Raw genomic sequence first — 23385 nt, forward strand, 5'->3', positions numbered from 1 at the left:
GTCGATATGGCTACGGTCTGTCGTGCAGGCGTGGGTAAGAGCAAGCGCGCTCGCGTCTCAGCTGCGTCGATGACCTTGGTTAGCGACGGAGGTTCCGTTGTTGCCGTAGGCGCGACACCACGGCCAGTTCTGCTGCCGCAACCGATGCATCCGCTGTATTACTGCGTGCACGTGCATCCGCGCTGCGCTGCCGTGTGCACCTGTCACTCTGGCTGCCCGCTCTGCACCGCGACGCTCGGTACCGCATGGCGGGGCGACTGGGAGCCTTTACTCAGGCGCGCTAGGCACACTTGAGGACCCAATCAAACAGAAAGGCCCCCAATGAGCAACCTCCAACGCATTCTGCGCATGGCATCGAAGGCCCTCGAGCAGAAGGGGCAGCCGTCTTCCGGCGGGTTGGGCAAGACGGATTGGCGCGAGAGGGTGCGCACCGCAGCCGACAAGGTCACCGGAGACGGCAGGCCCCCGGCGAGCAACGTGCAGCGGAGTGCAGTTCCCCGTTCTGGGTCGAGCACGTCGTCGGCGGTGAGCGCGGACGACCGCGCGGCCATCGCCCGCTACGATTACCTGCTGCAGACCGCAGAGCCCCAGCAGCTTGAACAGGTGCACCGAGATGCGTTCGCGCGACTCACGCCGGCGCAACGCGACGAGGTCGACGCCCAGCTGCGCACCGAGCTGCCCGCCAACGAATACCCGGCATCGACCAGCCCCGAGGACCTGGCCCGGTCGGCCACCCGCGGCGAAGCTCAGAAGCCCGGCCTACTGAAGAAACTGTTCGCCAGGCCGTCCGGCCGAGGAACCGGCGGCGCCCTTGCCGGAGCGGGTGTCGCCGCCCTCGGGCTCGGTGCTGGCGGGTTACTCGCTGCCGTCGCCGGTGGAGCGGTGCTCAGCAATGTGGCTGGCCCCCTTCTGGAACAAGCGGCGGGATTGGGCGTCGATTTCGAAGGCCTTGCCGGCGGACTCGAGGGCGTCACCGGTGGTCTCGAAGGAGTCACCCAGGGCGTCGCCGACGGAGCGGGCGAGTATGCGACCGGCCTCGGCGAGCAGGTGTCCGATCTGGGGTCGAACTTTGAGATCCCCGGTCTCTCGGCACTCGGCAATTTTTTTAACCGCGAATAAACAGCACCACCGAAGGTGGCGTCCTCACCGGGCGACTTGCGAAGGCGGAGGCCGGTGCCGTTGTGCCATCGGCACGACCCGCCCGCGCTACGCTGGCGTGTGCAACTTTCCCTCTGGCTGGCCCTTGCGGGTGCCGGCGTACTGATCAGCTTCACCCCGGGCGCCGGCGCGATCAACACCATGAACAACTCGCTGACCAGCGGATTTCGGCGCTCGATCTGGGGAATCCTCGGGCAGCAGGCTGCGCTCATCGTGCACATCATCGTGGTCGCGCTCGGCGTGGGGGTACTCGTCGCGGGTTCCCCCGTGCTGTTCAACGTCATTCGCTATGCCGGTGCCGCCTACCTGGTGTATCTGGGCATCCGCTTGATTCTGCAGAAGCCCGGCTCCCAACGGGACCCGACCATGCCGGTGACCCGGGAGCCAGCCAGGTCGATGTTTCGCCGCGGCTTCTGGGTGAACCTGCTCAACCCCAAAGCACTCGTCTTCTTTCTCGCGTTCATGCCGCAATTCATTCGGCCGGAGCAGCCGCTGCTCCCCCAATACCTGGTACTCACCGTCACCGTGGTACTGATCGACATCGTCGTGATGTGGTTCTTCTTCGCGGTGGCGGCCAAATCGTTCCAGCGCTTCACCAACACCGCCCGCGGGCAGCTCATTCTCAACCGCACCTTCGGCGGACTCTTCGTGACCGTCGCCCTGCTGCTGGCACTCGTGCACTGAGCGCCCATCGGCCGCACCATTCGCTTTCAGGAATCGCGGCCATACTTGCCGCTTTACGCGCGGCGAACAGATCGTCTGACCGGCCGGGCTGGCGAGCGTGCACCGTGCAACGGTTGCGCGTGGTCTTATCGCGCAGTTCTGTAATGACGTCTTCGACGTCGGCCAGGCCTGTGCTCGATGAGAAAGCAATACGGTCGCGGCGTCGAGCCGCTGGGCGGGATCCGCTGCGAAGTAAGCGGGTCGGTCGGTACGCTGGCAAGATGAGCAAAACCGACACGCGACAACCGCGCCGCGCCGTCCTATCGGCGGCCGTGGGCTTCACCGTCGTTGCGGCCTATGCGGTCGCCGGGGCCCTGCAGATACTGGTGTGGAATCCGCTGGCGGCGGTGCCGGGCGCGACGCTCGGGCAAATTCGTACAAATATGACCCTCGCGAATGAACCGCTCAACGCGAACGGCGTCGTCATCTGGGCGGTGATTGGACTGATGCTCGCCGCCGTGGTCCTCGTGGTGACGATCGTGCGACATGTGAGTGCGGTCGGGCCGGTTGTCGCGGCCTATCTCGTTCTGCTCGTGTTCGCGGCTCCCGGGCACTTCTTCGTGGCTTTCGGGCCCGGCATGTCGATCGCCGACACGTTCATGATTTCGGGCGGGGATCACGCCCCGTGGGGTGTCGTGCTGTACCTGATCAGTGCTGCCGCCCTGCTCACCTTGATCGTGCTGATCATTGGCGCCGCGCGCACGGCTGCCGCCCGAGACACCAACCGAGGCAGAATAGATGGATGAGCGATGCCGGCGACTTTGTGGACCGCACGCTGCAGTACGAAGCAACCTGGGAGCGGGCGGCTGAGGCAGAGGCCCGGTACGGGAACGAGCTCGAGTTCTACGGCGCCTCGGTGGGCGCCGTGCGGGGAACCATCCGCGACCTGGCCCGCCGGCATAAGAACATGAGCCACGACGAGGTGACCGCACTCAGTTCCGAGCTCTGGAACGTGCCGGTGTTCGAGCGCCGCCTCGCCGCGATCGTGCTGCTGCAATCGAACGTGACCCGGCTCGACAACACCGACCTCACCCGCATTGAAGGGTTTCTGCGCGGAGCGAGGCTGCCAGAACTCGCGGATCCGCTCACCTTCGACGTGGTGCTGCCCCTGGTGCAGGCGCTGACCGGCGCGAATCGTGCCCGAGCAAATGCCTCCCTGGCGCGGTGGGCTGGCGATGGTGACCCGTGGCTGCTCCGCGCGGCCCACGGCGTCAACACGAAAATCGCTCGGGTGTGACTACCGATATCACGGGGAACTCCTCATCGGGGTTGAGGTGCGCCGAGATCCGTGAGAAAGCCCCGGAACGGCAGTGCCTGGATGGGTTTTACTGAGGCTGTGAATCGTCCCTAGCTGACGGGCACAGCGGGCGGCGTCTTTCGGGCGAGCACGAACGCGATGTACCCGGCTATGATCTGCACCGCGCCGACGATGATCCACAACGTCGTCTGCGGTAGAGCCGCGTAGAGCAGTCCGAAGGCGAGCGGGCCGGTGCCGCTGCCGACATAGGTACCGATCTGCACGACGCCGGTCGCGCTCGGGGTGGCCGGACCCGCCACCCGGGACACCACGAAGTGCGTGAGCCCCGGCCAGCCCCAGCCGATACCGAGGGCCAGCAGCATGCCCGCCACGAACGTCCACTGGGTGTCCACCGCCATGAGCAATACTCCGGCACCGCCGATGAACATCATGGCGGCCACGGTGGCGAGCGCGAACGTGCTGTTGGCCCGGTCGGCGATTCGGCCGACGATAACGCGCACGACGACGCTGAGCAGCCCGGCGACGCTCAACAGAATGCCGGCCCCGGCCAACGGCAGCCCGCGCTCGATGCCTGTGATCACCGCATACGCAGTCACGGCACCGGTGGCAGCCGCCGAGAGCGTGGTGACGCTGGCCATCAGCAGCAGGTATTTCATCAGCGGCGGGGTCAGCGGCACGTGCGAACCGCCGAGCCGGGGACGCGCGAGCTCCCCCCGCGGCACAGACCACCAGAACAGGCCCCCTACGGCGAGCGCGAAGAGGCCGGCGAGGCCGAACCCCCAGTGCCAGCCCAAGGTGAGCGCGAGCGCCGGCACCGCCAGCCCGGCCAGGAACGCGGCAAACGGAATCGCCGACTGCTTGATGCCGAACGCGGTCGCGAGCATTCCGCGCCGCACCCGCAGGTTGATCAGCTGATTCGCGGCGGGATGGCTGATGCCGTTGCACACACCACCAACCGCGGCCCACACCAGCAGCCAAGCCCAGGACGGCACCAGAAAAGCCGATCCAATCAGGCTCAGCGCGCCGACCGCCACCCCGAACAACGTTGTGGAACGAATTCCCAACCAGGACACTACGCGCCCGGCGAGCACTGACATCATCGCGGCGGCGGCCCAATAACTGGCCACGGCCGCGCCCAGCACCCATTGCGGCGCCGGAATATCGAGCTGGATCCGCACGAACAGGGCGCCGAGCAAAAACACCGGGAGCCCGCCCGTGATGGTGGCGCCCATTGCGAGAACCACCGCGCGAGTGCCCGACTGGCGCCGGAACATCACTTGCGCACGAGCGCTCGCGTGTCGGCGCTGCCAGAACGGATGCTCGCCCCCACCTGACTGTGCAGCGGGGTGCCATTCGCTGAATCGACCGCGTCGGCGGGCACCACTTCTAGCCACATTCTTCCATCGTAGGCCGGAGGACAGCATCGTCCGGGCCACACGACCGGCGAGGTCGGGGCATCCGGTGAATGATCCATGCGCAGCCCTGGCACGGTGCGCGGGGCAGAATAAGCGGATGAGCGACGCCAGCAACTTCGCGGATCGCACGCTGCCGTACGAGGCCACCCGGGAGCGGGCGGCCGAGGCGCAGGCCGGTACGCTTCAGTTCTATGGCGCCTCGGTAGGGGCTGGGCGGGGAACCAACGTTGACGATTACGGGGTGTGCACGAGCGCAGTGGGGTACTCGGCGGTCGGCATGCCCAGGTCCTGAGTTGCTCGCGCGTAGGCTGCGCATATGCGCGCAATCATCGTAAGCTCCCCCGGCGGGCCGGATGCCCTCACCCTCTCGACCCTGCCCGACCTGGACCTCGGGGCCCACGATATTCGAGTGGAGGTCGCTGCGGCGGGCGTGAACCGAGCGGATATCATGCAGCGGCGGGGCCACTACCCCTCGCCCGCCGGCGCGCCCCAGTGGCCGGGGCTGGAGGTGTCTGGCGTGGTGATCGAGGCGGGCGACGACGTGACTCGGTTCGGCATCGGCGATCGCGTCTGCGCGCTCCTCGCTGGCGGCGGTTACGCCACCGAAGCTGTGGTGCACGAAGACCTGGCGTTGCTGGTGCCACTGTCGATGGACCTCATCGACGCCGCAGCCCTGCCGGAAGCCCTGGCCACCGTGTGGTCGAACGTGTTCATGGCCGCTGAGCTCCAGCCCGGGGAAACGTTGCTCGTGCACGGCGGCGGAAGCGGAATCGGCACGACTACCATTCAGCTCGCCCGGCTCCTCGATGCGCGCGTGGCCGTGACGGCCGGATCAGCCGAGAAACTCGCCGTGTGTGAGAGCCTCGGGGCAGAAGTCCTGATCAACTATCGGGAGCAGGACTTCGTCGCCGAGATCACCGCCGCGACCGACGGGCGGGGCGCCGACGTGATCCTCGACATCATGGGCGGCTCCTATGCGGCACGCAACATCGAGGCGGTCGCGGTGAACGGGCGCATCATGGTGCTCGCCAACCAGAGCGGTGAACCGGCCACGTTCGACCCGTTTCGCCTCATGCAAAAGCGCGCCCGCTACTGGGGCACCACCCTGCGCGCGCGGTCGCACGCCGAAAAGGTCGCCATCATGCGTTCGCTCGAGTCGGCGGTCTGGCCGTGGATCGCCTCGGGCGAGTTTCGACCGGTGATCGACGATCGATTCTCATTCGCGAATGCAGCGGATGCGCACCGCCGGTTGGAAGCATCCGCTCACGTGGGCAAGATCGTGCTGGTGCCCTGACCTCGACGAGGCTGTCCGTGGGCACCAGCACGACACCACCGAGCACCGAGCACCGAGCACCGAGCTTGGAGAGTTCCGGTGCAGCGCGCGAGCGATTCAGCGGGTGTAGTGGGACTCCTGCACCTCGTACACCGGGGTGTCGAGCCCCTCCATGCGTGCCTTGATCTGCAGGGCGAGGTAGTTGGAGTAGTGCCGGCTCTGATGCAGGTTGCCGCCGTGAATCCAGAGTTGCGGCACGTTCGTGGGCTTCCACATGTTACGGAGCTCCCCCTCCCACGGCCCCGGATCCTTTGGGGTGTCGGAGCCGTAGCCCCAGCAACGGCCCACCTGGTCGGCGACCTCCGGTGACACCAGGTCGGCCAGCCATTCGTTCATGGAGCCGTACCCGGTGGCGTACACGATCAGGTCTGCGTCTAGCTCGGTGCCGTCGGCGAGCACCACGGAGGTGGGCGTGATGTGATCGAGCTGGCCCGATTTCACGGCGACCCGGCCGTCGATGAGCAGCTGCGATGCGCCCACGTCGATGTAATAGCCCGACCCGCGGCGCAGGTATTTCAGGAACAGGCCCGAGCCATCCGTTCCAAAATCCAAATCGAAACCAACGTCGCTGAGCTTCGAGTAGAAGTCAGCGTCACGCTGTGCCATCTGCTCGAAGACGGGGATCTGCGCGGACGGCAGAATGCGGTACGGCAACGAAGCAAAGAGCAGGTCGGCCTTCTCGGTGGTCACTCCGTTGGCCAGCGCCTCCTCGGAGTAGAGTCCGCCGAGCGCGAGGTCCATGAGCGAGTCGCTGCGGGAGATGTGTGTCGACGAGCGCTGCACCATGGTGACGTCAGCGCCATGCTCCCACAGGTCGGCGCAGATATCGTGGGCCGAGTTGTTCGACCCGATCACGACGGCCTTCCTGCCGGTGTAGTCGCCCCCGCCGGGGTGCTTCGAGGAATGGTGTTGTTCACCTGTGAAAGACCGGGCACCCGCAAAGACCGGCGTGTTCGGATACCCCGAGACGCCAAGCGCGAAGACCAGCTGCTTGGGGCGCAGCGTGACCGGCGTGCCGTCACGTACCACCTGCACCACCCACTCCTGGGAATCCTCGTCGAAGGTTGCCTTCGTGCATTCGGTGCTCGACCAGTAGTTGAGTTCCATGATGCTCGTGTAATGCTCGAGCCAGTCACCGATCTTGTCTTTCGAGGCGAAGACCGGCCAGTCTTCGGGAAACTTCAGGTAGGGCAGGTGGTCGTACCATACCGGGTCATGCAGGTGCAGCGACTTGTACCGATTACGCCACGAATCCCCGGCCCTGGCGTTCTTCTCGATCACGATCGTGGGAACACCGAGCCGGCGCATGCGCGCAGCCAAGCCGATGCCGCCCTGCCCGCCGCCCACGATCACGCAGTACGGCTGTTCCTCGTAGCCGAGCCGCGCCTCCTGGGCGGTTTTCTCCTCGAGCCACGAGGTGCGACCCTTCGCAATTTCGTGGGAGACGCCCTGCTCGCGGTTACGACCCTTCTTTTCTTCGAAACCCTTGAGTTCCTGCATTGTGGTGAGCAGGGTGTAGCACCGGCCATCGTGCAGGCGCAGGTGGGCGTACCCGCGGGCCTGGCCGGTTTCGAAGGTCACCCACGCTTCGGCAGCACCGGCATCCCCGGTCGCGGGTTCGGCGAGCGCCCAGTTGTGCGGGCGCACCTCGTCGAGGGTGGCAGCGAGCATCCGTTTGATGTCGGCTTTGCCTTCGAGGGTCTTCAGGTTCCAGGTGAAGGACACGAAATCGCGCCAGTAGCAGTCGTCGGCGAACAGCGCCACGGCGCCGTCGATATCTCGGTTCTGTAGGGCCGTGTCGAACCGGGCGAGCCAGTTGTCGACCACGGTGGTCGGTGAATCGGGCATGTCACTCCTTTGTGAGCCAGCGGAAGGTCAGCCCCTCGTCGGACGCGACCTGTATGTTCAAGTACACGGCCACAGGGGTTACACCGGCGTTACACCCGGTGTTCCTGATTGGCGCCATCGTCGGATCCAATGGAGGAGACAGCGCATGCCCTACCGGCCGAGTACCCCGGTTCTCGCATCTGGCCTGCGATTTTCCTGCCCCGAAGAATACGAACGGATGCTCCGCGCGGCCCACGAACGCGTTCACGCCGGTGCGCCACCGCCCGCGATCACCGCCGCCGTGTGGGAATCCTGGCAACGTTCCCTGGCCGCGGGCATCGACCCCGACCGGCACCTGCCTCGGCATCTGCACGAGGTGGCCGACGTCGTGGCGCTGCGCCGCGGGCATCCGCTGGAGACCGTGATGCCGGCGCTTCGCGAACTTCTGGCCGATGAGAGCACGGATGGGCAGCACTTGCTCGTGCTCGCTGACGCTCGCGGCGAAGTACTGTGGCGGGTCGGCAGTCGCTCGGCCATGCGGCAGGCCGACGGGCTTGAATTCGTGGAGGGTGCCGACTGGTCCGAGGCCGGCGTGGGCACCAATGCCATCAGCGAAGTGGTGCTGAGCGGGCGCGCCGCGCAGTTGTTTTCGGCCGAACACCTCGTGCGCACGCACCACGAGTGGGCTTGTACGGCCTCACCCATTCGGGACCCGGATAGTGGCGTGGTGATCGGGGTTTTGAACGTGTCCGGGCCACTCAACACGGTCACGACCGACAGCATGAGAATGGTCAAGTGCGGGGTGCGGCTGGCCGAGGAGTTGTTGCGGGCGGCGCGACGAGAACCGGCGCGGGGGGCCGGGGCGGTAGCTGCCGGGCGATCATTGATGATTTCATCTGTCCTCTCGCTCGAGCTGCTTGGTGAGAGCCCGTCGGTACTCGGCGCCGACGGCAGTCGGATGCCGTTGTCGCTGCGCCGCGCGGAGATTCTGGCCCTGCTCGAGTCGCGGGAGCGCGGCTGGAGCGCCGACGAACTCGCCTATGCCGTTCATGGCGAGACCGGTTCCGCCGCGGCCATCCGCATCGAGATGCACCGTATTCGCCGGGTACTCGGCGACGCGCTGGAATCTGCGCCCTATCGCCTCGCACCCAGTCTGCGCGGCTCGTCTGACTCGGCGCGGGTGTTACGACTGGTGCGCGGCGGGCAGGTGGCTGCTGCCCTCGCGGCGTACACCGCCCCGCTACTGGCCCGGTCGACCTCCCGGGCCATCGAACCGCTGCGCGCCGAGCTCACGAGCGCGGTGGGGGCATCCGTTCGCGCCAGTGGAAACGCCGAGCTGCTGCGTCTCTGGTGCGGAACCGAGATGGGCAGCGACGACCGCGCTGCCGTGCCGGTCCTCGGCCAACTGGTCGGTTTCGCCGATGCCGCCTATCTGGCGTCGCTCGCCCGCCTCAGCCGCATCGACCTCGAGCTCGGCGGCTAGAGCGACAGGAATGGGTGCGTCCGAGCGGAAGTGCGGTGCTGCCCCGCTCCCGAGGCCACTTAGGCTGCGGGGTTCAGGTCCAGAGAAATGGAGTCCGCAGCGGCACGCAGAGCGGGAATGGCACGCTGCGCAAACGCATCATCGACCCGCGACACCGGCCCGGACACGCTGATGGCGGTGGGCGTCGGCGCATTCGGAACCCCCATCGCGAAGCAGCGCACACCGAGTTCCTGCTCGCCATCGTCGATGGAGTAACCGCGTTCCCGGATCCGAGCCAGGTCCACCAGCAGATCATCCACCGTTCCGATGCTCATGGTCGTGGGCCTCGGCATGCCTGTCCTGGCCATAATGGCGCGCACGGCGTCATCGCCCAGCTGCGCCAGGATCGCCTTGCCGACCCCGGTGGCGTGAGTGTGCGCGCGTCGGCCGACCTCCGTGAACATGCGCATGGAGTGTTTGGACGGAGCCTGGGCGATGTACAGCGCCATGTCGGCATCGAGAACGGCCATGTTCGCCGTCTCCCCGAGCTGATCGACCAGCGACCGAAGTTGCAGGCCGGCGAGAACGCCAAGCTGCTGGCTTGCTGCCGTTCCAAGACGAATGAGTCCGGGGCCCAGGGCGTACCGCCGATTGGCGAGCTGGCGGATGTACCCCTTGGCCATCAGCGTGCGCAGCAGCCGATGGATGGTGGGCAGCGGCAGGTCGGTAGAGGCCGCGAGCTCACTCAGCATCACCTCTCCACCGGCAGCCGTGATCAGCTCCAGGAGCTCGAAAACCCGTTCCACCGACTGCACACCGCTACCAGCGCCGCGTTCCGCCATCTGCCATCCTCCAGACCGTGTGTGACAACAGATTTCTGCACTGCGAAAATCGTCGCCGGGTTCTTCAGAGTACACAGCAGTTGACGCGGGGCCGCACCGACCCTATTCTTTTCGTATAACAGAAACTAACTTCCATGATACGAAATCATCTGGAACGAAGTCGTTGATTTGTCGACTCGAGCAAGGACGCCCATGCCGTACACCGTAAACTGCTCCATCCTGCTGACCGAGCTGCCGTTGCTCCAGCGCCCGGCCGCCGCCAAGGCCGCCGGCTTCGACGCGGTCGAGTTCTGGTGGCCCTTTGCCGCCGCGGTTCCCACCGAATCGGACATTGCCGACTTTGAAAACGCGATCACGGATGCCGATGTTCGGCTGACCGGTTTGAATTTCGCGGCCGGGGACATGCCGGCCGGAGACCGGGGCCTGGTCTCCTGGCCCGCCCGTTCCCACGAGTTCCGCGACAACCTGGCGGTCGCGGCCGGTATCGGCGGGCGCCTCGGCTGCACGTCCTTCAATGCCCTCTACGGAAACCGCATCGACGGCGTCACCGCCGAGGAACAAGACGAGCTGGCTGTCGAAAACCTCTCTCTCGCCGCGCGATCCGTCGCCCCGATCGGTGGCACCGTGCTGCTGGAGCCGGTGAGCGGCGCACCGAGGTATCCCCTGCGAACGGCGGCCGACGTGCTGGCCGTCATCGACCGGGTACGCGCCGAGACCGGCGACACGAACATCAAATTGCTCGCCGACTTCTACCACCTGGCCGTCAACGGCGACGACGTCGACGCTGTGATCATCGAGCACGCCCACGAATTCGGCCATATCCAGATTGCCGATGCACCGGGCCGCGGCGAACCAGGAACGGGCACGTTGCCCATTCAGGAGTGGCTCGCGCACAGTCAGGGGCTCGGCTACCAGGGCGTCATCGGGCTGGAGTACAAGACGGCCGCAGCGAATCCGTTTGCCTGGCTCGACGCTGTCCAACCGGCCACAAGCATCCACCACCAGTGAGAAAAGGACAACGAAAATGACCAATGTTGCCGTCATCGGCCTGGGAATCATGGGCCTTCCCATGGCGATCAATCTCGTCAAGGCCGGCCATAACGTCATCGGCTTCAACCGCAGTCCGGCACGGATCGATCAATTGGTGGCCGCGGGCGGCCGCGGCGCGGCCAACATCATCGAAGCCGTGCGGGAAGCCGATGTGGTGATCACGATGCTGCCCGACTCGCCCGATGTCGAGGACGTCGTCGGCGGCCCGGACGGCGTCTTCGCCAACACCCCCGCCGACGCCACCTGGATTGACACCAGCACCATCCGTCCCGACGTCACCGTTCGCCTCGCCACCGCCGCACGGGAGGCCGGCCTCAAAGCCGTCGACGCCCCCGTCTCCGGCGGTGAGGCCGGTGCGATCGAGGGCACCCTGTCGATCATGGTCGGCGGGGATGCCGCCGACGTCGAGGCCATTCGCGGCGTGCTCGACGCGATGGGCAGCACCGTCGTACACGTCGGTCCGGCCGGGTCCGGCCAGACGGTCAAGGCCGCCAACCAGCTCATCGTCGCCGGTACCATCCAGCTCGTCGCCGAAGCGCTCGTTTTTCTGGAGGCACACTCGGTTGACACCCAGGCCGCCGTCACGGTTCTAGCCGGCGGGCTGGCCGGCAATCGCATCCTGGACCGCAAGGCCGCCTCGATGCTGGAACGCCGCTTCGAACCGGGTTTCCGGGTCGACCTGCACCACAAGGACCTGGGCATCGTCACCGCCGCCGCCCGCGCCGCCGGCGTCGCCATTCCGCTGGGTGCGGTGGTGGCCCAGCTGATGGGCGCCCTGCGCGCCGAAGGCCACGGTTCGCTCGATCACTCGGCTCTGCTGTTGCTGGTCGAGCAGATGTCCGGCCGCTCACCCGTCGACACACCAACTATTTAGCTCCAAGGAGAACCACATGTCTAAAATGCGTGCAGTCGACGTTGCCGTCGCCATCCTCGAGAAAGAGGGAGCCACCCAAACCTTCGGCGTTCCGGGCGCTGCCATCAACCCGTTCTACTCCGCCATGCGCGCCCATGGCGGCATCGACCACATCCTGGCCCGCCACGTCGAGGGCGCTTCGCACATGGCCGAGGGATTCACCCGCACCAAAGCCGGCAACATCGGCGTGTGCATCGGCACCTCCGGACCGGCCGGCACCGACATGATGACCGGGCTCTACTCCGCGTGGGCCGACTCCACGGCCATCCTCTGCATCACCGGCCAGGCGCCGGTGAGCAAGCTGCACAAGGAAGACTTCCAGGGCGTCGACATCGCCTCTATTGCGGCCCCCGTCACCAAAATGGCCGTCACCGTGCTCGAGGCGGGGCAGGTTCCCGGCGTCTTCCAGAAAGCGTTCTATCTGATGCGCTCCGGCCGCCCGGGCCCGGTGCTGATCGACTTGCCCATCGATGTGCAGCTTACGGAAATCGAGTTCGACATCGACACCTATGAGCCACTGGCGGTGGCCAGGCCCGCGGCATCGGCTGCCCAGTTGAAGAAGGCACTGGCGATGCTGCTGCTGGCCAAGCGCCCAGTGATCATCGCCGGCGGCGGCGTGATCAACGCGGATGCCGCACAGGAGCTGGTGCAGCTCGCCGAGGTGTTGAATATTCCGGTGATTCCCACGCTGATGGGCTGGGGCAGCATTCCTGACGACCATCGGCTCGCAGCCGGTATGGTGGGATTGATGACCTCGCACCGCTACGGGAATGCGACCATGCTCGAATCGGATTTCGTTCTCGGCATCGGCAACCGGTGGGCCAACCGGCATACTGGCGGCCTCGACACGTACACGAAGGGCCGTACGTTCATTCATATTGACATCGAGCCCACCCAGATCGGGCGTATCTTCTCGCCCGACTTCGGCATCGTCTCCGATGCCGGGGCGGCTCTTCGCGGTCTGGTTGAACTGGCACGGGAATGCAAGGCCGAAGGCGGACTGCCCGATTGGGAGAGCTGGGTCGAGAGCTGCGTGCACCGCAAGAACACGATGCAGCGCAAGACCCACTTCGACAACCTACCGATGAAGCCGCAGCGCGTGTATGAGGAGATGAATCGGGCGTTCGGCACCGAGACCCGCTATGTGACCACGATCGGGCTCTCTCAGATTGCCGGGGCACAGTTTCTGAACGTGTTCCACCCGCGGCACTGGATCAATTGCGGCCAGGCCGGTCCCCTCGGCTGGACGCTGCCCGCCGCCCTCGGTGTAGCCGTGGCCGATCCGACGAAAACGGTCGTCGGGCTCAGCGGCGACTACGACTTTCAGTTCATGATCGAAGAACTGGCGGTGGGCGCCCAATTCCACATCCCGTACATCCATGTCGTCGTGAACAACTCCTATCTCGGCCTGATCCGGCAGGCGCAGCGGCGGTTCGACATGGATTATCAGGTGTCGCTCGCCTTCGAGAACATCAATTCGCCCGAACTCGAGGGGTACGGCGTCGACCACGTCAAGGTGGCCGAGGGCCTCGGCTGCAAGGCCATCCGGGTGCGCGAAGCCGATGATCTGCAGGCAGCGTTCGCCCAGGCTCGGGAATGGATGGCCGAGTTCCGGGTACCCGTGGTCGTCGAGGTCATCCTCGAGCGAGTCACGAATATCTCCATGGCCGCCGCCGAGATCGACGCCGTGACCGAGTTCGAAGCCCTGGCTGAGACAGCGGCCGATGTGCCCACCGCGCTTTCTTTTATGGCCTGACTCGCCCCATTGACTTAGTGCACGTGCAATTCACGAACAAAGGAGTTCTTGTGAGTACAACAACCGTTAGTGCCCAGACCGGCAGTACCGTATTCGGAGCCCTCCGCGCGGCCGTGACCGATCCGGCCCGGGTGAAAACCCGGGCCATCGACCTCTACGCCAATGCCCACGATGCCTCGCACTTCCTGCTGATCCCGCAGGCGGTCGTGGTAGCCACGGACGCTGCGGAGGTCGGCGCGCTCCTGCGCGTTGCTGCCGCGCAGGGCGTACACCTCACGTTCCGGTCGGGAGGCACCAGCCTGAGCGGGCAGGCCATCACCGACGGGGTACTGGTCGATGTGCGTCGCAACTTCAAAAACATCGAGGTGCTCGACGGGGGGCTCCGGGTGCGGGTGCAGCCGGGCGCCACCGTGCGGGCCGTGAACACCCGGCTGGCCAAGTACGGCCGCAAGTTCGGGCCAGACCCGGCCAGCGAGTCCGCCGCTACCATCGGCGGCGTCGTGGCAAACAATTCCTCCGGGATGGCGTGCGGCACCGTTGATAACACCTACCAGACCCTCGAATCGGTCGTCGTGGTGCTGCCTAGCGGCACCGTCGTCGACACCGGTGCAGCGGATGCCGACGATCAGCTTCTCCGGCGGGAGCCGGTTTTATATAACGGCCTGCTCGAACTGGCACGGCGCACCCGGAGCAATCCGGCCTCCGTCGCCACCATTCGGCAGCAATTCTCGATGAAGAACACCATGGGTTATGGCGTGAACTCTCTTCTGGACTTCGACCGGCCGGTGGACATGCTCGCGCACCTGATTGTGGGCAGCGAGGGCACGCTGGGGTTCGTGGCCGAGACGGTTTTTCGTACCGTGCCCAAACTGCCGCACGTGACGACGGCGCTGCTCGTGTTTCCTGGGCTCGAGGCCGCCACAGCCGCGCTGCCGGCCCTTGTGGCGACCGGCGCGGCCACCCTGGAACTGATGGACGCGTTATCGCTGACTGTGGGGCAGCAGATGCCCGGTGCCCCGGCCATCGTGCTCGACCTCGTTGTTCAGGAGCACGCTGCCCTCCTCGTGGAATACCACGCCGAGTCGTCCGAGAAGCTGGCGCAGCTGCTCGAGACCGGCATGCAGACCGTCAACACGCTGGATCTCACCCTGCCGGCCGATTTCACGACCGATGCGGGCATTCGCGGCCAACTGTGGTACCTGCGCAAGGGGATCATCCCAGCCGTGGGCGGCACCCGGCCGCAGGGTACGAGCGCCCTGCTCGAAGACATCGTGGTTCCCGTGCCGGCGCTCGCCCGCACCTGCATGGAGCTCATGCGACTATTCGCCAAGTACGAGTACGAGAACTCGATGATTTTCGGTCATGCCAAAGACGGCAACGTGCACTTCATGCTCACCGACGATTTCGGCAGCCCGACCGGGCTGGAACGGTTCAGCCAGTTCACCGAAGACCTCGTCGACCTCGTACTCGGCGAGGGTGGTTCGCTCAAAGCCGAGCACGGCACTGGGCGCGTCATGGCACCCTACGTGCAACGCCAATACGGCGACGAGCTCTATGACGTCATGCGGCGCATCAAGGTGTTGTTCGACCCGGCCGGCCTGCTCAACCCGGGTGTGCTCATCAATGACGACCCGAACGCGCACCTCAAAGATCTCAAGGCCATCCCTGCCGTGGCAAGTGAAGTAGATCGCTGCACCGAGTGTGGCTGGTGCGAACCGGTATGCCCGAGCCGCAATGTGACGCTCACCCCCCGGCAGCGCATCGTGTCGCTGCGTGCAATCGAACAGGCCCGGCTCGATGGCAATCTCGCCCTGGTGGCCGAGCTGGAGAAGGACTACGAGTACGACGCCGTGCAGACCTGCGCCGCCGACGGCATGTGCCAGACAGCCTGCCCGGTGACGATCAACACCGGCGACCTCATGAAGCGCCTGCGCCGAGATGACGCCAATCCGGTCGAGAAGGCCATCTGGAATGTTGCCGCGAAGAATTGGGGCGCCGTGACCCGGGTTGCCGGCGTGGCCTTGAATGTGGTTCGCACGGTACCCGTCGGCGTCATCCTCGCGCCCAACAAGCTGGCCCGCGCCGTGCTCGGCACCGACGCCGTCCCCCTCTATTCCCCCGAACTGCCCGGTGGCGGCGCCAGCCGCAAACATCGGGCGGTGACGACTGCGCCCAAGGCACGCCCGTCCATCACAGTCGAAGAAAGCGAAACCAGACATGCGTAATCCACCGTCGGAAACCACCCGGCAGCGTACCCAGCCAACAAATGCGCCGCAGGCCGTCTATTTTCCCGCTTGCGTGCAAACAATGTTCGGTCCGGCCACCACGGGAACTTGCGGCGTGCAGGTCGGCTTCGAGCAGTTGTGCGAACGCGCCGGCATCACCCTTCTCGTTCCGGCCGGAATCGACGCGCTGTGCTGCGGCACACCATGGTCGTCCAAGGGCATGGCTGACGGGCTCGCCACCATGAGCCACAAAACCCTTGCCGTACTGCGTGCCGCCACCAATGAGGGCGCCCTGCCCGTCGTCTGTGATGCCTCCTCCTGCACCGAGGGCCTTCGCCACATCATCGAGGGCGATACCAGCGCGCGGCCCCTGACCGTCATCGACGCGGTGGAGTTCGCAGCCATCCACATCCTGCCGAGCCTGCCGGGGTATCAAAAAATCGAGTCACTCGCGCTGCACCCCACCTGCTCCTCGACCCGCCTGGGCATCAACCCGGCCCTCGACACCATCGCAGACGCCATCGCCGAACGTGTTGAGATCCCGGAGAATTGGGGGTGTTGCGCGTTCGCCGGCGACCGAGGAATGCTCCATCCTGAACTCACCGCATCCGCAACCCGCGCTCAGGCCGCGGACGTCGTCGCCATGGGCGCCACCGCCCACGCCTCCTGCAACCGCACCTGCGAACTCGGAATGACGCGTGCCACCGGCAAACCATATCGTCACGTACTCGAGATCCTGGAGGAGGTCACCCGGCCGTAGGCCCACGTCCCTGAAACCGGGGTTTGTGAGACATACCGCGGTGAACCAACCCGCTTCGTGTGTCTCACATTCTCCGGTTTTTTGTGCGTGCCCGGAACAACACAGCGGGCGACAACGGATGCCTCCGCTGCCGCCCGCTCTTCGGGTGACGGTACTAAACGTGTGTTGGTTCGGGGGCCAGCACGGCTGCCTTCTGGCGCAACATCCAGCGCACGATCAGCCCGAGCGTCGTCATGAGCAGCACGAGCATGATTGAGCCGAGGTTGAAGCCGAGGCCGTAGATGAAAATGAACGAGATCGAGCCGGCTGCTATGCAGTAGTACAGCGTGACCAGGATCGTCTTGCGCAGCAGGTCTCCCTCTCGGCCGAGCAGTCCCACCGTCGCCGAGGCTGCCACGATGTTGTGGATGGCGATCGGATTTCCGCCGGCGCCTCCTACAGCCTGTGCGACCACTACCTGCTCGGGGTTCACTCCGATGGCGTTACCGGTGGAGAACTGGAACTGGGAGAACGTGAGATTCGACACGGTATTGGAACCGGCGACGAACGCTCCGAGCGCTCCGATGAACGGGGCGATGAACGGCCAGGAACTGCCCGAGACGGCCGCGGCACCTTCGGCAAGAGTCACAGGCATGCTCGAGAGACCGGACGCGTTGAGGTCCGGCCCAGATTGGATCAGCACGCGCACGAGCGGCACGGCGAACAGCAGGGCCACGGCGGTTCCAGCGAGTTGCTTGCCGGAGACAGCCCAGGTCTCGCGAATCTGTCTGCCGTTCATGCGGTGAAGTGCATAGGCGGACAGTGACGCCAGAATGAGCAGGAAGGCTGGCGAGTAGAACGGCTGCACGGCGGTGGAGATGTCGGTGCCCAGAATGTTGTTGAAGGGGATGGTGATGCCGGTGAGAAATTCCTTGGCCGGGACGATTATTCGGCTGCCCACGAGGAGCACAGCCATCAGCACGTAGGGCGCCCAGGCACTCACGATACTTATGGGGCGAGCGGATGCGGCGGGTGCCGCCGCCGGCTCCATAGTGCCCATCCAGCGCGGGCTCCACGTGGCGCGCGGACCGAAGTCAAAGGTCTTCTTCGGCATCAAGAAGCCCTTGCTTGAGGTGAACATCACCAGGATGAGTCCGAAGAGGCCGCCGAAAAGCGAGGGGAATTCCGGGCCGAGGAAACGGGCCACGAGAACCGAGGGGATGGTCATGGCGACCGAGGCGTATAGCGCGAACGGCCAGATCGCGAGCCCGTCACGGAAACGGCGCTCGGGGCCGAAGAAGCCCGTGAGCATGCAGACGAGAATCAGCGGAATGAGCAGTCCCACGATCGCGTGGATCAACGCCACCTGGAATCCAATCGAGGCCACGAACTCAGGCATCGTGACACCAAGTACGGAGAGGCGTTCGGCCACCGCGGGATCGCCGCCGAGTCCGCCGCCGACGCCCACAATGATGGGGGTGCCGACCGCACCGAAGCTCACCGGCGTGCTCTGGATGATGAGGCCCACCATAACGGCGGCCATCGCCGGGAAGCCCATCGCCAGCAGCAGCGGCGCGACGACCGCGGCGGGAGTACCGAAGCCCGAAGCGCCCTCGATGAAACTTCCGAACAGCCACCCGATGATGACCGCCTGGATGCGCCGGTCGGGCGAGATGTTGTTGAACCCGGCACGGATCCTGGACATCGCCCCTCCGACCGTCAGCGTCGACAGCAGCAGGAGGGCACCGAACACGATGTACAGCAGGGTTGCCGCGATGATCACTCCCTCGAGCGAAGCGGCGATGACTCCGCGAGAGTCCATCTTCCACACCACGAGGGCTACGATCACGGTCGCGATGTAGCCCACTGGCATGGCGTACTTGGCGGGCCATCGAAATCCGGCGAGCAAAATGCCCACCACCAGAATTGGTGCCAGCGCCAGAAGGCTCAGCACAGCGAGATTGTCCACGATTAGGTCCTCTCTGACCAATTTTCGTATGGTGAAATTTTAATATTGTGTTGTGGATGTCATCCTAGAGCGTCGCTTCATTCAGGGTCAACGGATGTGCCGTCTTTAGGCTCAGGGGATGACTGACAAGGCCGCACCCACGGTCTAGAGCCAGCGCATCACGATGTTCGGTGCACCAGAGACGCGGCCTGCCGCGCGCCAGGTCTGGACGGCTATTGCCCCCTACCTGATCATCATCGTGATCTTCTCGATTGCCCAAGTGCCGATAGTCAAGGCCTGGCTAACCGCTTTCGGCAGCGTGACGTTCCGGTGGCCGGGGCAGAATGTGATCGACCCGGCTGGCAATCCCGTTGTCGCTCAGCTCTTCAAACTGGACCATCTCAAGGCAGCGGGCACATCCGTGCTGATCTCCGGTGCGGTCCTGATGGCCTTATACAAGATCACGCCCCGCCAGGGACTGCGGGTCTACCGGGAAACCCTGATGCAGCTGCGCTGGATTAGCGCTGTCAGGCTCGCCGGGGCGGAGAGCGCGCTCCTCCGCAAGCTGATCGGTTGGAGTCTGGGCCTCCTCGTGCTGATGACCCTCTTGATCTGGCTGCATTCGACCCCCGTGCTCGGCTGGATGGTGCCCTGACGACGGCGCTCACGACGCTCGACCTGCCCCGACTGCCCCGACTGCCCCGGCTGACTGCGCCGCCTGCGCTGACAGCACTGACGGTGAACTTTCGGGCTGGCTCGGGGCCGCTCCGGCGGCGAGTACGCTCGAAATGTGTTGTCTCGCGATCTGATTCGGCTATACCCCGAGCTCTACCACGTGGCCGCCGATGGAAGCTGGCCCTCCATCTGGCGGCACGGGCTGCTCAGTCCAGCCGCACTCGTCACCCGATGGGGTGTCAAGCAGGGAGCCCCTCAGGCTGCCATTCTGGGCAAGCGCCGAGGCGAGTCGCGCGTGCTGGAGCATGCCCAATTCGGCACCGCGGTCATTCGTCATCAGAAGGCCATCCATGAGCCGTCGCTGGAAGACGCCCTCGAAGACATGACACTGGCCGAATGGTACGCGGCGCTGAACGATCGCGTCTTCTTTCACCTGCAGCCACGGCTGCTGCGCGACCTGCTGAATGCCCGCTCCTATCGCGACGATGCCCACACGGTGATCACCGTGAACACCAGGAGCCTGGTCGCTGCCCACGAAGACGAGATCGAGCTGAGTGCCATCAACTCCGGCTTCGCTCAGCGGCACAGCAAGGAGCCGCGCGGGCGGGGCACCTTCGAATCGATCGAAGACTACCGGCACCCCACCCGTTCTCACGCGGTGACCAAGGGACAGGACATCGCCGAACTCGCCATCGCGCGCGGGGTGCGCGACCTGCGCGACCACGTCGTACGCGTCGAGCGGATGCGCGAGGGCACGGTTCTCGAGCGTCTCGCCTGACCCATTGGCTCAGCGCACGGCGAGGTACTCCACGGCAGCGACGATGAGGGGCGATGTGAAGGCGGCAAGCAGGGTCGCGGCCGCCGCTGCGGCGAGTACCGTGAACGTGGTACGCCGCGTTCGGGCGGCCGCGACCTGCTGTTCGAGCGCGGTGAACCGGGCGTGCAGGTGCGCTGGCGCAATCAGCTGGGGAGCTGCTCGCCAGGTCGCGGGGTCGTCGATGAGCGCGGTGACCGCGGCCTGCTGTTCCGGGGTGAGCGTTCGCGGGCGCGCCACGAGCCACCGGCGCAGTCGAGGCGAATCAATGACCGTGACGGCATTGGGTTTGCGGTCGAGCAGAATTTTGTGCGGGTTGACCAGCACGATCATGGGTTCAACAACGCTCGCTGCCGGCATCACCGCCGCCAACAACGCGGTGATCTGGGCCGATTCAAACCGAGCGTCACGCAGGTACGGCATGGCGTGGGCGCCGATGGGAATGGAGCGCGGCGACCCGGTCAGGTCGCGGTCCCAGTGAGTTTTCGCGTTGATCGAGAAGACTCCTCCCGGACCGACGACGAGGTGGTCGACCCAGAACGCCGTACTGCGAATGGGCAGAGAATGATAGACGGTGTAGCCATCAGGCAGCCGTGTGAGAATATCGCCGACAATCATCTCGGCCTGCGCAGCGCGGAGCCAGCCCAGTCCATTCGCATCGAGCGGCGCGACACCCAGGGTGCGTGCCAGCCAGGACTGCGGCGGCCGGTCTTCGTGCTGGCGCAGCAGTTCCTCGATAACGGATTGACCGGCGAACCGGCCGGGGGCGATGGACACCGGGGGCCTGTTGCGCGCCACAGAGACTGCCGGCTCGTGATCATGAGCCTGCCTTCCAGTACCAAGAGTTGTCATAGCCACGTTCACTTGCCTTACTACGAGTTCGATCGTATGAGGGTGCCACCGACACCTGCCGATTCCGTCCTAACAATCGGCTGCGTCACAGCTTTGGTTAGCAAATCGTAAGTAATGCTCATTCACGCTCCGAGGCGACCCCCGAGGCTTGCGCAAAGCATCCGCTGTCAATATAAGGTGGCGCCCCCTGCCGGGGCCTCCCCCACTAAGTAGGGCAACGTCGACTAGCCTGAAATCACCCCACCGATTGGATTCACTCGTGAAACACCTGACTTTCAATGTTTGCGCGATTGCGGGACTCGCCTTCAGCGGCTTGGCCGTGCTTCTGCTGCTGGCCAACCTGCTCTCGGGCAACCAGTTCGTCGACGTGATCCTACCGGCCGCCGTGGTCTCGCTCGTCGTCGGTGGCGCGTTCTCGGTGCGCGCGCGACTGCTGTCGGCCAAGGGTCACGGCCCGGCCAAGCGCGTGCGCTAGACCCCCACGCTACCGGGCTGGGGCAGGATCGTCGGACGAATACCCCAGGTCAGCGGGTTGTCGATCACGGCGGCGAGTTCCATTCGTTCGATCGGGCGTAGCACCTGTGGGCGTGCGACCAGCCAGTCGCCGAGCGCTGCAGCACCGAGCACCGGCACCGGCACCGGCACCGGCACCGGCACCGGCACCGATGGTGTCCGGCCAGAGGCCATTTTGGTCGGCCCCGCCTTCCCCAAACCCGACTTGACCCACCCCGAACGGCCGGTGATCCATAGCGCGCGGGTGCCCAGTAGAACGAGTGCGGGCTGCACCGCGGTGCGCAGCGGCAGTCGACCGCGCAGGAGCACCGTGAGGCGGTTGGCGCCGGCTGTGGCCACCGTGAGATCCGGCGAGCGCTGCCCGGCAACGAGCACAGTCTGTCGGTGCACCCAGGCGATCTGGCCGTCGAACAGTCGTGCATGCAGGGCAAGAACCCCGCCGGGACCCACCAGCAGGCGCATCACGCCCGCGCCATCACCGCCGAACCTGGGCAACGTGAATGCGGCCCAGTTTTCGGGAAGCGTCGCGAGCAGCGTGTCGATGGCCGATTCACTGCGAGCTCTGGCCAACGCCAGGTCGATCGGCGGGACCGCAGGGCGGGGCGCATAGCCGGGCAGCCAGGCTGGCCCTACCAATGATCGCGGCGTTGCGGTGCGATTCGATTCGAGTGGTTCCGGGGGCGTCGAAGGACGCCGCCACGTGGAGAGTATGTGAATCATCAGTGCTCCTCGCCGGGTTTTATATCTTGCCAGTGCCATCCCTGCCGCAAGACCCCCAGAATGGGGGACGTTTCACGAAATGGATGCTGCCCTGTTTCGAGGCGCCCGCGCCACACCACGTATATTCGGAGAGTCGTGCCGTGCGGCCAGAAGGAGCATCATGACCGTTCGACGCTCGACCCGATCATTTCTAGCGATGGGGTTGGTCGTGGGTGTGCTCGGGGCGATCCTGGTGGGAACCGCGGTGGCGGGATCATCCGTTCCGTCGAACCTGGCCGTCCCGACAACCAGCGCGCTGCCATCAGCGACAGCCGCACCCGCACTGACGCCCGATTCGAGGCCCGATTCGACGCCCGATTCGACCGCCGAAGTGACGGCCACGCCCGACACCGCGGCCCTTTCCGTGCTGGAGACCCTGCCGGTGAAGGGGCGCGCGCCCCAGACCGGCTACGACCGCGAGGAAAGCTTCGGATCGGCCTGGCAAGACGTGGACCAGAACGGATGCGACACCCGCAACGACATCCTGGCCCGCGACCTGAGCGCCCTCGTGGTTGACGGCGGCTGCGAGGTGCAGGGCGGCACCCTGCTCGGACCGTACACCGGCCTGACCATCACCTTCGTGCGCGGGCGGGCGACCTCGTCGCTCGTGCAGATCGACCACCTCGTGGCACTGTCCAATGCCTGGCAGACCGGAGCGCAGCAGCTGTCGCAGGAACAGCGGGTGGCGCTCGCCAATGATCCCCTCAATCTGCTCGCCGTTGACGGCGTGACCAATTCACGCAAGGGTGACGGTGACACGGCCACCTGGTTGCCGCCGCTGAAAAGCTTCCGTTGCGCCTACGTAGCACGGCAGGTTTCGGTGAAGGCGACCTATGCGCTGTGGGTGACCGCCGCCGAACACGATGCGATGACGCGCATCCTGTCCAACTGCCCCAACGAACTCGCGACGACGACGACCCCGACGACGAACGCCGTCGTCGCGCCCACGTCGGCGCCGGTCGCCGAGACTCCGCGCGATGTCTATTTTCACAACTGCACCGCGGCCCGTGAGTCCGGTGCGGCCCCGGTTCACGTCGGTGACCCCGGCTACGGCGGCCATCTCGATCGCGACGGCGACGGCGCCGGCTGCGAATAGTCCCGCGCAGAAGCCGCTTTGCGCCGT

General features: G+C 65.6%; 21 protein-coding genes and 1 pseudogene. 15 read left to right on the plus strand and 7 right to left on the minus strand.

Annotation, left to right across the window (positions count from 1 at the left end):
* The first annotated feature begins 321 nt into the window (after positions 1 to 321).
* From E3T38_RS02030 to E3T38_RS02045, 4 genes are all read left to right on the plus strand, one after another.
* A complete protein-coding gene (locus tag E3T38_RS02030) occupies positions 322 to 1119 on the plus strand; it encodes a hypothetical protein (protein ID WP_134545784.1) in 798 nt (265 codons plus the stop codon).
* A gap of 99 nt (positions 1120 to 1218) precedes the next feature.
* Positions 1219 to 1842 carry a LysE family translocator gene (locus E3T38_RS02035; protein WP_134545786.1) on the plus strand — a complete coding sequence of 208 codons (624 nt, stop codon included), beginning with the start codon at positions 1219 to 1221 and terminating at the stop codon, positions 1840 to 1842.
* A 260-nt stretch (positions 1843 to 2102) separates the two neighbouring features.
* The gene (locus tag E3T38_RS02040; protein WP_134545787.1) at positions 2103 to 2627 is read left to right on the plus strand and encodes a hypothetical protein; all 525 of its coding nucleotides are present in this window, start codon (positions 2103 to 2105) and stop codon (positions 2625 to 2627) included.
* Complete coding sequence (locus E3T38_RS02045) at positions 2624 to 3118, plus strand: DNA alkylation repair protein (RefSeq protein ID WP_134545789.1); 495 nt, start codon at positions 2624 to 2626, stop codon at positions 3116 to 3118. Before E3T38_RS02040 ends, E3T38_RS02045 begins: the two co-directional genes overlap by 4 nt.
* A gap of 110 nt (positions 3119 to 3228) precedes the next feature.
* On the opposite strand, the gene E3T38_RS02050 is transcribed toward E3T38_RS02045, so the two are convergent.
* The gene (locus E3T38_RS02050) at positions 3229 to 4371 is read right to left on the minus strand and encodes an MFS transporter (protein WP_166805386.1); all 1143 of its coding nucleotides are present in this window, start codon (positions 4369 to 4371) and stop codon (positions 3229 to 3231) included.
* A 41-nt stretch (positions 4372 to 4412) separates the two neighbouring features.
* Complete coding sequence (locus tag E3T38_RS17260; RefSeq protein WP_255452717.1) at positions 4413 to 4535, minus strand: hypothetical protein; 123 nt, start codon at positions 4533 to 4535, stop codon at positions 4413 to 4415.
* A gap of 116 nt (positions 4536 to 4651) precedes the next feature.
* Between E3T38_RS17260 and E3T38_RS02055 the strand changes: the two genes are divergently transcribed.
* Both E3T38_RS02055 and E3T38_RS02060 read left to right on the plus strand, forming a co-directional pair.
* Positions 4652 to 4846 carry a hypothetical protein gene (locus E3T38_RS02055; protein WP_134545793.1) on the plus strand — a complete coding sequence of 65 codons (195 nt, stop codon included), beginning with the start codon at positions 4652 to 4654 and terminating at the stop codon, positions 4844 to 4846.
* A 24-nt stretch (positions 4847 to 4870) separates the two neighbouring features.
* On the plus strand, positions 4871 to 5848 hold the full coding sequence (locus tag E3T38_RS02060; protein ID WP_134545795.1) for an NAD(P)H-quinone oxidoreductase: 978 nt from the start codon (positions 4871 to 4873) through the stop codon (positions 5846 to 5848).
* Between the two features lie 96 nt (positions 5849 to 5944).
* On the opposite strand, the gene E3T38_RS02065 is transcribed toward E3T38_RS02060, so the two are convergent.
* Positions 5945 to 7735 carry an NAD(P)/FAD-dependent oxidoreductase gene (locus tag E3T38_RS02065; RefSeq protein ID WP_104198220.1) on the minus strand — a complete coding sequence of 597 codons (1791 nt, stop codon included), beginning with the start codon at positions 7733 to 7735 and terminating at the stop codon, positions 5945 to 5947.
* A gap of 145 nt (positions 7736 to 7880) precedes the next feature.
* On the opposite strand from E3T38_RS02065, the gene E3T38_RS02070 reads away from it, so the two are divergent.
* Entirely contained in the window at positions 7881 to 9197 is a 1317-nt protein-coding gene (locus E3T38_RS02070) for a helix-turn-helix domain-containing protein (protein ID WP_134545797.1), read from the plus strand.
* 59 nt (positions 9198 to 9256) lie between these two features.
* On the opposite strand, the gene E3T38_RS02075 is transcribed toward E3T38_RS02070, so the two are convergent.
* On the minus strand, positions 9257 to 10018 hold the full coding sequence (locus E3T38_RS02075; RefSeq protein WP_134545799.1) for an IclR family transcriptional regulator: 762 nt from the start codon (positions 10016 to 10018) through the stop codon (positions 9257 to 9259).
* Positions 10019 to 10210: 192 nt separating this feature from the next.
* Here E3T38_RS02075 and E3T38_RS02080 point away from each other — a divergent pair, with 192 nt between their 5' ends.
* The 4 genes and pseudogenes from E3T38_RS02080 (at position 10211) to E3T38_RS02095 (ending at position 16722) form a co-directional block, all read left to right on the plus strand.
* A complete protein-coding gene (locus E3T38_RS02080; RefSeq protein ID WP_104127448.1) occupies positions 10211 to 11026 on the plus strand; it encodes a hydroxypyruvate isomerase family protein in 816 nt (271 codons plus the stop codon).
* Between the two features lie 16 nt (positions 11027 to 11042).
* Positions 11043 to 11942 (plus strand): 2-hydroxy-3-oxopropionate reductase, encoded by a 900-nt coding sequence (locus tag E3T38_RS02085; RefSeq protein WP_134545801.1) that lies wholly within the window; start codon positions 11043 to 11045, stop codon positions 11940 to 11942.
* A gap of 16 nt (positions 11943 to 11958) precedes the next feature.
* Entirely contained in the window at positions 11959 to 13737 is a 1779-nt protein-coding gene (gcl, locus tag E3T38_RS02090) for a glyoxylate carboligase (RefSeq protein ID WP_134545803.1), read from the plus strand.
* 50 nt (positions 13738 to 13787) lie between these two features.
* A pseudogene (locus E3T38_RS02095) lies at positions 13788 to 16722 on the plus strand (FAD-binding and (Fe-S)-binding domain-containing protein).
* A 154-nt stretch (positions 16723 to 16876) separates the two neighbouring features.
* On the opposite strand, the gene E3T38_RS02100 reads toward E3T38_RS02095, so the two are convergent.
* A complete protein-coding gene (locus E3T38_RS02100) occupies positions 16877 to 18670 on the minus strand; it encodes an L-lactate permease (RefSeq protein WP_134545805.1) in 1794 nt (597 codons plus the stop codon).
* 163 nt (positions 18671 to 18833) lie between these two features.
* Here E3T38_RS02100 and E3T38_RS02105 point away from each other — a divergent pair, with 163 nt between their 5' ends.
* Positions 18834 to 19304, plus strand: a complete 471-nt coding sequence (locus E3T38_RS02105; RefSeq protein ID WP_134545806.1) for an L-lactate permease — start codon at positions 18834 to 18836, stop codon at positions 19302 to 19304.
* A gap of 135 nt (positions 19305 to 19439) precedes the next feature.
* Entirely contained in the window at positions 19440 to 20102 is a 663-nt protein-coding gene (locus E3T38_RS02110; protein WP_134545808.1) for a hypothetical protein, read from the plus strand.
* A gap of 9 nt (positions 20103 to 20111) precedes the next feature.
* Here the strand turns inward: E3T38_RS02110 and E3T38_RS02115 are convergent, their stop codons facing one another.
* Entirely contained in the window at positions 20112 to 20915 is an 804-nt protein-coding gene (locus E3T38_RS02115; protein ID WP_166805387.1) for a nuclease-related domain-containing protein, read from the minus strand.
* A 334-nt stretch (positions 20916 to 21249) separates the two neighbouring features.
* On the opposite strand from E3T38_RS02115, the gene E3T38_RS02120 reads away from it, so the two are divergent.
* Positions 21250 to 21465 carry a hypothetical protein gene (locus tag E3T38_RS02120; RefSeq protein ID WP_134545812.1) on the plus strand — a complete coding sequence of 72 codons (216 nt, stop codon included), beginning with the start codon at positions 21250 to 21252 and terminating at the stop codon, positions 21463 to 21465.
* On the opposite strand, the gene E3T38_RS02125 is transcribed toward E3T38_RS02120, so the two are convergent.
* Positions 21462 to 22223, minus strand: coding sequence for a hypothetical protein (locus E3T38_RS02125; RefSeq protein ID WP_134545814.1), 762 nt, complete (start codon positions 22221 to 22223; stop codon positions 21462 to 21464). The genes E3T38_RS02120 and E3T38_RS02125 overlap by 4 nt on opposite strands.
* Positions 22224 to 22383: 160 nt before the next feature.
* On the opposite strand from E3T38_RS02125, the gene E3T38_RS02130 reads away from it, so the two are divergent.
* Entirely contained in the window at positions 22384 to 23358 is a 975-nt protein-coding gene (locus tag E3T38_RS02130; protein ID WP_134545816.1) for a DUF1524 domain-containing protein, read from the plus strand.
* The last annotated feature ends 27 nt before the right edge of the window (positions 23359 to 23385 follow it).

Source organism: Cryobacterium sp. Hb1 (genome assembly GCF_004403585.1).
GTDB lineage: Bacteria > Actinomycetota > Actinomycetes > Actinomycetales > Microbacteriaceae > Cryobacterium > Cryobacterium lyxosi.